This is a genomic window from Pontibacter kalidii (genome assembly GCF_026278245.1).
Taxonomy (GTDB): Bacteria; Bacteroidota; Bacteroidia; order Cytophagales; family Hymenobacteraceae; genus Pontibacter; species Pontibacter kalidii.
Genome location: NZ_CP111079.1, coordinates 4178393 through 4189961, shown reverse-complemented (window position 1 = coordinate 4189961; position 11569 = coordinate 4178393). Strand labels below are relative to the sequence as shown.

8 protein-coding genes are annotated in these 11569 nt (G+C 49.8%); 6 read left to right on the top strand and 2 right to left on the bottom strand.

Annotated elements, in window-relative coordinates:
• Window positions 1-711 (bottom strand): 16S rRNA (cytidine(1402)-2'-O)-methyltransferase, encoded by a 711-nt coding sequence (gene rsmI / locus OH144_RS17565; RefSeq protein WP_266203580.1) that lies wholly within the window; start codon window positions 709-711, stop codon window positions 1-3.
• A 137-nt stretch (window positions 712-848) separates the two neighbouring features.
• Window positions 849-1100 (bottom strand): 4a-hydroxytetrahydrobiopterin dehydratase, encoded by a 252-nt coding sequence (locus OH144_RS17560; protein ID WP_266203579.1) that lies wholly within the window; start codon window positions 1098-1100, stop codon window positions 849-851.
• Window positions 1101-1220: 120 nt separating this feature from the next.
• On the opposite strand from OH144_RS17560, the gene OH144_RS17555 reads away from it, so the two are divergent.
• From OH144_RS17555 to glyA, 6 genes are all read left to right on the top strand, one after another.
• A complete protein-coding gene (locus OH144_RS17555) occupies window positions 1221-2090 on the top strand; it encodes an SDR family oxidoreductase (protein ID WP_266203578.1) in 870 nt (289 codons plus the stop codon).
• Window positions 2091-2170: 80 nt separating this feature from the next.
• Complete coding sequence (locus tag OH144_RS17550; protein WP_266203577.1) at window positions 2171-2473, top strand: hypothetical protein; 303 nt, start codon at window positions 2171-2173, stop codon at window positions 2471-2473.
• A gap of 85 nt (window positions 2474-2558) precedes the next feature.
• Window positions 2559-2798, top strand: coding sequence for a hypothetical protein (locus OH144_RS17545; protein WP_266203576.1), 240 nt, complete (start codon window positions 2559-2561; stop codon window positions 2796-2798).
• A gap of 98 nt (window positions 2799-2896) precedes the next feature.
• Window positions 2897-3592: a metallophosphoesterase family protein gene (locus OH144_RS17540; RefSeq protein WP_266203575.1), complete on the top strand. Its 696-nt coding sequence runs from the start codon at window positions 2897-2899 to the stop codon at window positions 3590-3592.
• Window positions 3593-4362: 770 nt separating this feature from the next.
• Complete coding sequence (locus OH144_RS17535; protein WP_266203574.1) at window positions 4363-10095, top strand: IPT/TIG domain-containing protein; 5733 nt, start codon at window positions 4363-4365, stop codon at window positions 10093-10095.
• Window positions 10096-10274: 179 nt separating this feature from the next.
• A complete protein-coding gene (gene glyA, locus OH144_RS17530) occupies window positions 10275-11549 on the top strand; it encodes a serine hydroxymethyltransferase (protein WP_266203573.1) in 1275 nt (424 codons plus the stop codon).
• The last annotated feature ends 20 nt before the right edge of the window (window positions 11550-11569 follow it).

Below are 11569 nucleotides of genomic sequence, written 5' to 3'. Positions count from 1 at the left end.
TTATTCTTTATCGGCTTTGCCTCCTTTGGCGGCTCCGGACACCACTAGCACAAATTCCCCTTTGATGGCTTTGTTGGAGAAAGTATGAATCAGCTCCTCCAGGGTGCCGTTGATGGTCTCCTCAAACATTTTGGAGATTTCACGTGAAACAGAGGCTTCGCGCTCCCCTCCGAAATACTCCTTAAACTGCGCGAGCGTTTTGAGCAGGCGGTGCGGCGACTCATAGAAGATCATGGTGCGCTCCTCCTCGGCCAGGCTCTGCAGGCGCGTCTGGCGCCCTTTCTTTATGGGCAGGAATCCTTCAAAGGTAAAGCGGTCGGTGCTGAAGCCGGACTTTACCAGCGCCGGCACAAAGGCCGTGGCTCCCGGCAGGCATTCTACCTTGATGTCGTTTTTGAGGCACTCGCGCACCAGGTAGAAGCCGGGGTCCGAGATGCCGGGCGTGCCCGCGTCTGAGATCAGGGCCATCACCTCCCCTGCCTTCAGGCGGTCTACTAAATGGGCGGTGGCTTTGTGCTCGTTGTGCAGGTGGTGGCTGTGCATGCGCTTCTCAATGCCCAGGTGCTGCAGCAGCTTGCCGCTGGTGCGTGTGTCCTCGGCCAGTATAACGTCCACCTCCTTCAGTATCCTGATGGCCCGCAGCGTGATATCCTCCAGGTTGCCGATGGGTGTCGGCACCAGGTATAAACTTGTCTTTTCCGGTTCCTGCATGGCGTAAAGATACGACTTAATTGTTGGTTGATAATTGCTGGTTGTTTGGTTTATAGGGTAACGTATAGGAGCCGGATGCAACACAGCAAAAGCTTTTAAGCTGAGAACAACAGCAATTAACAATTACCAATCAGCAATTAGTTGCCAGCCATCATGCGGTCATAAATCTCGTCAATACGCCGGGCCAGCGCCAGGTCTTTCTCCGTGACGGTGTTGCCGGCATCGTGGGTGGTGAGCTCTATGGCTACCTTATTATACACATTGCTCCACCAGGGATGGTGGTTCATCTCCTCGGCCACCTCGCCTACCGCGTTCATAAAGGCTAGCGCCTGCTTAAAGTCTTTGAACGTGAGGCTGCGTTTCAGGCTGTTTTCTTCTTCTCTCCACATAAGGTATAATTTAAAGTATAAACGGCTGCTGCAAGTATAAGATTACGAGCCGGGATAACCAGCCTAAAAACGCAGGCGTATAGTATGGAACTGCCCTGAGTGGCAGCCTCACATAAAACTATGAAAACTATGGCAAACAAACCAACCAAGTTGCCTGCGCAGAAGCAGGAGCAGCAGCCTGGCAAAGAACATAAAATGACCCCGCAGCCCGAGTACATCCGGGACAGCTATAAAGGCAGCGACAAGCTGAAAGGCAAAAAAGCCCTGATAACCGGCGGCGACAGCGGCATTGGCCGCGCCGTGGCTGTGCACTTCGCCCGCGAGGGGGCCGATGTGGCCATTGTGTATTTAAACGAAGACAAAGACGCCAAAGACACCCTGCAACTGATTGAGCAGGAAGGACGCAAAGGCCTCATCATCTCCGGTGACATTGGCGATGAAAAATTCTGCAGAAATGCCGTGCAGCAGGTGGTAAAGGAGCTGGGGGGGCTGGATATACTTGTCAACAACGCCGCCGAGCAGCACGAGCAAAACGACCTGAGGGACATTTCGAAAGACCAGCTCCAGCGTACGTTCCAGACCAACATCTTCTCGATGTTTTATATGACCAAGGCCGCTCTGGAGCACATGAAGGAAGGCAGCGCCATTGTGAACTCTACCTCCGTTACCTCCTACCGCGGCAGCCATCACCTCATGGACTACGCCTCCACTAAGGGCGCCATTACCTCCTTTACCCGGTCGCTTTCCTCTAACCTGGCGGAGAAAAAAATTCGGGTTAATGCCGTGGCCCCCGGCCCTATCTGGACCCCGCTCATACCCGCCTCCTTTGATGAGAAAAAAGTGAAGGAGTTTGGGCAGGATGTGCCGCTTAAACGCCCCGGGCAGCCATCGGAGGTCGCGCCCGCCTACGTGTTCCTCGCCTCCGAGGACGGTTCTTTTATTACCGGTCAGGTCATCCACGTAAATGGCGGCGAATTGGTCGGTAGCTAAACCTAAGCGGCCTAAACAGAGTAAAACCAGGTAGAAGCGCCTTGGCAACAGGGCGCGATGTAAATTAAAAGAATACAATTATGGCTGAAGATAAAGAGGACAAGAACAAACTGCAGAACCAGCTGCCTAACAAGCGCGGCTTCCGCGAGTTAGAGGCAGACACAGGTGACGAGGAAATGCGTGCCGGCCACATTATTCCGGGCGCTGATCCGCCGAAGAACGAGCACCAGCGCGGTGGCTTCGGTAACCGCGACGGCAAAGAGGGCTACGGCAGCGACACCGCCTCCGAGGGGCCGAGTGCCACTGGCGTAAACGACTTTGCCGACGACGGCATTCCGCCGCCAGACAACATGCGCACCGAGGAGGAAGGCCGCGGCACCTAAGCATAAAGTATAAAATTGATTTAAAGTATGGCCGGCAAGTATAAATCTTGTCTGTCGTGAAGTTGAATTAAAAAAGGAGGATATCATGCCATCATATAAGCACACACAGCCCGGCGGTGAAAACAAAGGAAAGCCGACCGGACGAGGACAGGACAAGGCCGCAGGCGGAAAGCCTGTTGACCCGAACCAGACCCGCGCGGAGCACGAAGAGCTGAAGAAGAAGCACACTGACGGGCCTGACAAGGCGGCCGGGAAAAACACGCAGACGAACAACCCGAACCGTAACACCAACAAGCCTGAAATTGATAACAACAAGTATAATTAGAATACCTAACATTGCTTAACTGGAAATAGCACCTGTACCACGGGTGCTATTTCTGTGTTATCTTTACGGTGCTGCCCTGGCTGCGAAAATAGAGACATATGCCCCGTTACGCCCTCACAGACATACACGGCTGCGCCCGCACATTCAAAGCCATGGTGCACAACCAACTCCAGCTCTCCCGCAACGATGAATTGTACCTGCTTGGCGATTTCGTGAACAAGGGCCCCGACTCCAGGGGAGTGGTTGATTTTATACTTCATCTCCAGAAGCAGGGCTACCAGGTGCACTGCCTGCGTGGCAACCACGACCAAATGCTGCTGAAGTCGGTAGAGAAAGGCAAAAAAGCGCTCACCCTGACGCCAACAGAACAGGAGCTGGTGCTGCAGAGCTTCGGTATCAATGGGTTTGAGCACTTGCCAGAGAAATATGTCAATTTTCTCGATACCCTTCCCTACTACCTTGAGCTTCCCGATTACTTTCTGGTGCACGCGGGCTTCGACTTCAGGCAACCAGATATCTTCTCCGATAAAGAGGCCATGCTCAACATCCGGGGCTACACCCCCGACTGGAAACGCCTGGGCAACAAGAGGCTGCTACATGGCCACACCCCCACCTCGCTCCACGCCATCAAAAAAGCTGCCTCGCACAAAGACCAGCGGCTAAACCTGGACGCGGGCTGCGTGTACTATAAAAACGCTGCCTACGGAAACCTCGCTGCGCTTGATATGGACACGCAGGAGCTCTTCATACAGCCCAACATAGACCGGCCCTACCCGGTGGCACGCAAAGGGTAAGTACTATTTTGGTCCTGGCTCTCTTATCGATGTGTATTTGTTTAAACATTTGTGCTGCCAAGTTGTACTACTTTATATCTATTTTCTGCTATATACGTAAGATGTTGGACTTCAGTTTTTTGGATTCTGCCTGATGATGTTATAGATTGCCTTTTTAAGAGAATAGGACTACTTTAAGGAACGTCAGAGTACACTTAATTCTGCTTTATAGATAGTATTAGGATAAAAGCTGTATTTTATTTAGCCAGTAGGTGTAACCCTCCTGTCAAATGCCAGCTACATGTAAAAATCCTGTTATATCCTTTTATAAGTATTTTATTAGAATTATATAAAAAAATAGAACAGGATGTTGCTTAAATGATAGATAAATTATCTTATTTTGTGGCAATTATACTTTCTTTAAAATAGCACAGGAAATTTTTTTACATACTTATAGTTCAGCTATGGCACAACTCTACAATCTCCCTATTACACGACTCCTCAGATCACTGCTCCTGCAGTGCGTTTTCCTGCTCGGAATAGTCGCCGTTGGTGTGGCGCAAAGCACCGTTACATACCAAGGTCCATGGCGAACACCAACCTCTGACAATGTAAAGAGCAGTGGCTTGGTTGCGGATGGTGCTAATATTGCGCCAAGTACTACCGGTGGTTCAGCCCAGTTCAGAACCACCTCTGCTTATGTCGACATTAAACTCCAGAATGGTGAACTAACAGGCTATAAGCTGAGCTACAGTCTGGTGGCTACTACACCTGGGGGAGGCTCTGCTAGCATGACAGTGAGCTACAGCACCGACGGCGGTCAGAGCTTTGGAAATGGTGCTGTCACTAGTGCTGTGACAACAGAAGTTTCCCGCGAAGAGTTATACTTGCCAGCTACTGCAACAGATGTAAGGTTCCAGTTGGCGGATATATCAAATGCCTATGTGTTTCTGGATGCGGTAACAGTTTCGCAGCAACCTGAATTTGAAAGTTTCTCTCCTGCAGAGGGAGTGCCGGGTACACAGGTTACAATTACAGGAAAGCACTTAAATGAGACTTCTGCAGTATTTTTCGGTACAGTGCCAGTGCCAGTTGAAAATATAGCGGTGAATCCTGAAGGTACAGTACTTACCACAGCAGTGCCAACAGGTGCGTCAAGTAATTTTATTAGAGTAGTAACACCATACGGAGAGGTCATAAGTGCCACAAAGTTTGTAGTGCCAGACCCTGTGTTTGCTGCTGATGTTCAATTCAGCCCAAGCGCCGCAGGTGCAGGAGAGACAATAACACTGTATGGCCAGTATTTCACTGGTGTAAATGAAGTCTTATTTAACGGAGCGGCCGCAGCCCCTGCAACTATTGAAGTTAAAAGTGATACTGAAATTGAAGTAGTAGTGCCGAAAGGGGCTACTACCGGCTCTATAACGGCTACTAGCCCGGCGGGTAGCGGAGTAAGCAAGGACTTTACGGTGTACGGCCCGCAGATCATAGCCCAGGCAGAAGGGGAAACAAATGCAGGCTTGGAGTTCTCTCCAACAGAAGGCCCTGCGCTTACGACCGAGGTAACCATTTACGGCAAGTATTTTACAGCTGTAAATGAGGTGCTTTTTAACGGGGTGAAAGCTACATCATTTGCGGTATCGAACGATAGTGTGATAACAGCAACAGTGCCACTTGGTGCCGGTACAGGCCTGATCACGGTGAAGAGCCCGGCGGGCGAGGCGGTAAGTACAACTGTTTTCAATGTGCCGGCTCCTCAGTTTGCCGCGTATGACGGAGTTGATTCTCAGTTTAAGCCAACATCGGCAGGCCCTAACATGCAGATAACGCTGTATGGCGTGAACCTAGCCAGCGTGAGCAGCGTGGTGTTCCTGGGAGCAGACGGTGACGAAACAGATAATGTAGAGGCTACTTTTGCTGCCCCTATTAGTGATACTGAATTGGTGGTAACAGTGCCAGTTGACGCCAAGACAGGAAAAATACAGCTGCTCGCTCCTGGAGAAAAAGTAGCCACCAGCGAGCAGACCTTTACGTTTGTTCCTGCCCCAGTTATTGCCAGCGTAGCAAATACAACAGCAGGAGATGACAGAACTTACGGTATAGTAGGTGACCAAATCACCATTACTGGCCAGAATTTCGGAACAGCGTACGAAGTGACGCTCGGAAGTGCAATCCTAACTCCGACTACCGAAACCAACACAGCTGGCTTTGTAGTGAATGCGGAGGGTACAGCTATCACGTTCAACATTCCATACGGAGCGGAATCAGGTAGCGTAACTGTAAGTACGCAAGGTGGAGAAGCTACCTGGCAGGGCCCGTTTGACGTAGTTTATGCCCCAATCATTGCAAGCTTCAGCCCAACAAAAGGACCGATCGGTCAGGAAATCACTATCACAGGCCAATACCTAAAGTATGTTTCTGAGGTGGTGTTCCTGGGCGATGAGTCCGCTGTTGACGAAGTGTCTGTAACAGAGTTTGTAAGTGCAACAGATACGGAGCTGAAACTAACAGTGCCACAAGGTGCCGAGACGGGCTTGTTGAGTATTACCAACCCGGCAAACACAACTACTTCTACAGGTCAGTTCGAAGTAGTACGTACGCCGGTTATACTGTCTTTTACGCCCGCCCAAGGTGTAGTAGGTACAGTAGTAGCTATTGAAGGCTATAACTTCACCAAAGAGGGTGAGCTAACGGCTGTATCATTTGCTAGTGCAGACGGAACTGTAGCTGCTGAGTATACTATAACAAGCGACACGACCTTAACCGCAACAGTGCCAGCAGGCGCCATTACCGGCCGTATTACTGTTTCAAACGCAAACGGACCTGGTGAAAGCCCATCAAACTTCACCATCACTCAGAAACCAACCATTACAGGTATTTCGCCTCTTAAAGGTGTAGAAGGCTCAACTGTGGTGATTGAGGGTACTGAGTTTGTTGGCGATAACATTACAGTAACTTTCCTGGGAGAAGGTGCAGTAGTAGTCGCTACAAGTATAACTGTTGACTCTCCAACTAAAATCACTGCCACTGTACCTGCAGGTGCCGTAACAGGCAAGCTGATGGTAACAAATGCAGCCGGAGACAGTGAGCCAAGTGCAGGCACGTACACAGTTGTAACAAGCCCCGAGATTATCAGCTTTAACCCAATTGAAGGTAAAGCGGGTGATGAAGTAACTATTAAAGGATGGTTACTGGAGTCAGTAGCTGCAGTAGGATTTAACGGAGACGTACAGGCTACGCCTAATTATAATGCGGCTGATAGCACTATCACAGTAACAGTGCCAACAGGTGCTACGACTGGTTATCTTACCTTAATTGTGGGCGAGGAAGTAGTTTTCACAAGTGCAGATGTTTTCACGGTTTTCCCTGCCCCAACGATTGTTTCTTTTGACCCTATACAAGGCGAAGCAGGAACAGCGGTGACAATCAGAGGTACCAACTTCGAAGGTCTATCAGAGGTTGTGTTCAATGAGGCTAAAGTGGAGGATCTGACAGGAGTAACAATTTCCACAGTTGAAGATGGCGGTGTTACTTACCAGGAATTTACGGTTGCGGTACCAGATAGCGCAACTACTGGCCCTATAACAGTAACAGCAGATGGTGGTACAGCTAATAGCGGGGAGAACGTGTTTACAGTTCCAGTGCCAGCAAATATTGCCTTCACTCCAACTACTAGCTATGCTAACCAGCAAGTGGTTATTACTGGTGATTACTTTAAGAACATAACCAAAGTAACCTTCAATGGCGAAGAGGCAGAGGTAGTAAGCAAGGATGAAGAAGCAGGCACAATTACTGTAAAAGCTCCATTTGATGCGGGTACAGGCCCTGTTGCTGTTACTACACTGGCAGGTACTGGTACAAGCGCTGATAACTATACTGTAATTGAGCCAATTATAGAAAATCTTAGCGCGGAGGATGGCACAGCCAAAGGTTATGCCGACAGAACGCTTTTAACTATTACAGGCCAGAACTTCAGCGCTTACTACAACGAAGCGACAGGCGCTGTGGAGCACAAAGCTCCTGAGGTAGTATTTAATGGAGCTCGGGTTACAGCAACGACCTATACCAACGAATCTATTGAGGTCCTGGTGCCGACTAGCGCGCGCACAGGAAATGTGACGGTAATATCTGGAAGTGGTGAGAGTGAGCCTATGTACTTTGAGGTAATGGCTCCAATCATTTCAGCCGTAAATCCAACAGCAGTATACGCTGGTCAATCTGTAACTGTAACAGGCAGCAACTTCATAGATGTACAGTCGGTAAGTTACGGGGGTATCCAAATTCCTAAAAGCAATTATTTTGTTAGTTCTGAAACGGAACTAGTGTTCAGTGCTCCGGTAATGACTGCAAATTCAAGTAATACACTAAGTATTACTTCTAAAAGTGGTACAGGTACATCAACACTATTAACTGTACATAAGCCGATTATCACTAGTGTGTCTAGGACTAGAGTATATGCTGGGGTAAGTACGCTTAAAATCTCAGGTACTAGATTTGATGAATATTATAATACCATTACTAGGGATGTTCAACGGTCCGCACCGACAGTAAGCTTTGCGGGAGCAGCTGGCGCAAGAGTAAATGCTACAATACAATCAACTGCTTCTGTCTATAGTACAACAGAGGAGGGTATAGATGAGGTTGTAGTAACTGTTCCAAGCACGGCCACGACAGGAAGAATCAGAGTAGCAAGCGAAAGTGGTACGGGTGAATGGAGCCAGAATATAACCATCATTGGAGCGCCAACTATTACAAGCTTCTCTGCTAACTCAGGATTAGTGGGTTCTACATTCACAATCACTGGTACCAACTTTGATGAAGCAACTGAGGTAACTTTCTTGGGAACCGATGCAGCCGGCGACGAGGTAGCTTTGACAACAGGTTATACAATCAATGCAGCAGGTACACAGATCACCTTGACTGTTCCTGCAGGAGCTATAACTGGTAAGATTGCTGTAACAACACCTTACAATGGAGGAACAACAGTAACAAGCACAGATATCTTACGTGTAGTATACGCGCCGACAATTACAGAATTTACACCTACTTCAGGGGCGTCCGGTGAAACGATAAAGATTACCGGTACAAACCTTTGGGACCTATTCGGTACAGGCAGCGTGCCAGACGGTGCCATAGAAGTATACTTCAACAGACACGACGGCTTTGATATTCCTTCAGTAGGCGTGATAGACTTGAGAGCAGCTGTGACAGCCTACGATCAAGTAGGTGGGAACTGGGTAGAGGTGAAAATTCCTGATAATGCTATCTCGGGTAACATTACTGTAGTAAACAGAGCCGGCAACGCAACTTCAACAAGTGAGTTCGAAGTTACCAGCCCTGTTCTTGTAAGATTTGAACACAATAATGAAGAACAAAGCGTTATCAGCAGCACAAGCCCAGCTCGAATCAATGAGCGAATCCTGCTGAGAGGCTATAACCTCGAGGGAATCGGAACTGTTAAGATCGGAAGTGTGTACGCTACAAACTTCTACGAGCCTGGAGATGATACAAGGTTAGAAGTGGTAGTGCCAAGCGGAGCCAGAACAAGCGCAGTTTCGATAACGGCAGCCGGGGGCGATGATACGAGTGAGCCGCTAGAGTTACAAATTGCCGTTCCGACTATTACAGCAACGCCTGCACTTCTGAGCTTTAAAGTAGAAGCTGGACAGTCCTCGCAGCAGACTTATACGGTTAGTGCTCGAAGCCTGGCTGTTGGAGAGACCCTGAAGTTTACATTAACAACAACGGACAACTTCCTGATGTCGATGGACGGAAGCAACTGGAGCAGAACGCTGCCAAACCTTACAGCTGATGATTTTGGTAATATTGCAGAAACTACCATTCATGTGAAAAACGAGCCAGGTGAGGATGCTAATCCTGAGCAGACAGGGACCATCTCTCACTCATCTCTTGACGCAACAACTCGTGTGGTTACACTGGAATCGGAAATTCTTCCCCTCCCAGTAGAACTCATGGCCTTCAACGCGGCGCTGCAGAATAACAACGTGCTGCTGACGTGGGCAACTGCCTCTGAGCAGAACAACTCACACTTCGAGGTAGAGATGTCGAGAGAGCCGAAGAAGGGCTTTGAGAAGGTAGGCCGTGTGGACAGCAAGGGCTCTAACAGCTCGGTAAGGCTAGACTACCAGTACGCACACAAACTGGGCAACGAGACAGGAACAATCTACTTCCGCCTGAAGCAGGTTGACCTAGATGGTACCACAGACTACAGCAAAGTAGTAGCCGTAAACGTGAAGGCCCGCGAAGTGATGCAGCAACTGCTGGTGGCTCCGAACCCGATCAACTACAACTCTAAGCTGTACTTTACAGCTGAAGTAAGCGGCAAGGCCACACTGGTACTGCACAACATGACCGGTAAAAAAGTATACACTAAAGTGGTAGAGGTGCAGGACGGCCCGAACGAAGTGCAGCTGCCGGTATACGATAAACTGTCGAAAGGCATGTATGTGCTGCGTGTGGAGCTGAACGGCCAGGTAAGCCAGATAAAAGTGATGAAAGAATAGCAACAAAAGATTAAGCTATACCATAAAGGCCCGGTGCAAAAGCGCCGGGCCTTTATTTTTGCCTCCTGCAAATGGAGTTACGCATTTGATATCAGGGGGAACCACGTATATAAACTTCTGAAACATTGGTTTATTCGGGCGCATACTTTAATTTTGGGAGCTTAACATTACGAAGACTGATGCAAAGAGATACCGCTATATTCGACCTGATAAACAAGGAAAAAGCACGCCAGACGCATGGCATAGAACTGATCGCCTCTGAGAACTTTGTTTCGGAGCAGGTGATGCAGGCCATGGGCAGCGTGATGACGAACAAGTATGCCGAGGGCCTGCCAGGCAAGCGCTACTATGGCGGCTGCGAGATTGTTGACCAATCGGAGCAGTTAGCCATCGACCGTGCCAAGGAACTGTTTGGCGTGGAGTGGGTAAACGTGCAGCCGCACTCAGGCGCGCAGGCGAACTCGGCTGTCATGCTGGCGGTGCTACAGCCGGGAGACAAAATCCTGGGCTTCGACCTCTCCCACGGTGGCCACTTGACGCATGGCTCCCCTGTAAACTTCTCTGGAAAGCTATATAACCCGTCTTTCTACGGTGTAGAGAAGGAAACCGGACTTATCGACTTTGATAAAGTGGTAGAGACAGCCCGCCGTGAACAACCGAAGCTCATCATTTGCGGCGCCTCAGCCTACAGCCGCGACTGGGACTACAAGAAACTGCGCCAGGCAGCTGACGAGGTGGGCGCCCTGCTGCTGGCCGATATCTCCCACCCTTCCGGGCTCATCGCACGCGGCTTGCTGAACAATCCGTTTGAGCACTGCCACATCGTAACCACCACTACCCACAAGACATTGCGCGGCCCCCGTGGCGGCATGATCATGATGGGCAAAGACTTCGAGAACCCGTTCGGCCTGAAGACACCAAAGGGCGAGACACGCATGATGTCGTCTGTTTTGGACGGCGCGGTATTCCCAGGAACGCAGGGCGGGCCGCTGGAGCACGTGATCGCGGCGAAGGCAGTAGCATACTTTGAGGCGCTTTCGGATGATTACCTGAGCTATGTAAAGCAGGTGCAGCAAAACGCGCAGGCCATGGCCAAAGCGTTCGTGGCGCGCGGCTATGACATCATCTCGGGAGGCACGGAAAACCACATGATGCTGATCGACCTGCGCTCTAAAGGTATAACCGGTAAACTTGCCGAGAATACGCTGGTAAAGGCGGATATCACCATCAACAAGAACATGGTGCCGTTTGATGACAAGTCGCCGTTCGTTACCTCGGGTATGCGTGTGGGGACGGCCGCCATTACGACGCGTGGCCTGAAAGAGCAGGACATGGAGCGCATCGTGGAGTACATCGACCAGGTGCTGACCAACCACGACAACGAGAGCAGGCTCAGCAGCGTGCGCAGCGATATCAATAACTGGATGCAGGAGTATCCGCTTTTCGCGTATTAACAGTAACAGAAAGAATAGAA

Coding starts and splice junctions, on each gene's coding strand:
- glyA (WP_266203573.1), top strand. CDS start 10,275: ATGCAAAGAGATACCGCTATATTCGACCTGATAAACAAGGAAAAAGCA.
- OH144_RS17535 (WP_266203574.1), top strand. CDS start 4,363: ATGACAGTGAGCTACAGCACCGACGGCGGTCAGAGCTTTGGAAATGGT.
- OH144_RS17545 (WP_266203576.1), top strand. CDS start 2,559: ATGCCATCATATAAGCACACACAGCCCGGCGGTGAAAACAAAGGAAAG.
- rsmI (WP_266203580.1), bottom strand. CDS start 711: ATGCAGGAACCGGAAAAGACAAGTTTATACCTGGTGCCGACACCCATC.
- OH144_RS17555 (WP_266203578.1), top strand. CDS start 1,221: ATGAAAACTATGGCAAACAAACCAACCAAGTTGCCTGCGCAGAAGCAG.
- OH144_RS17540 (WP_266203575.1), top strand. CDS start 2,897: ATGCCCCGTTACGCCCTCACAGACATACACGGCTGCGCCCGCACATTC.
- OH144_RS17560 (WP_266203579.1), bottom strand. CDS start 1,100: ATGTGGAGAGAAGAAGAAAACAGCCTGAAACGCAGCCTCACGTTCAAA.
- OH144_RS17550 (WP_266203577.1), top strand. CDS start 2,171: ATGGCTGAAGATAAAGAGGACAAGAACAAACTGCAGAACCAGCTGCCT.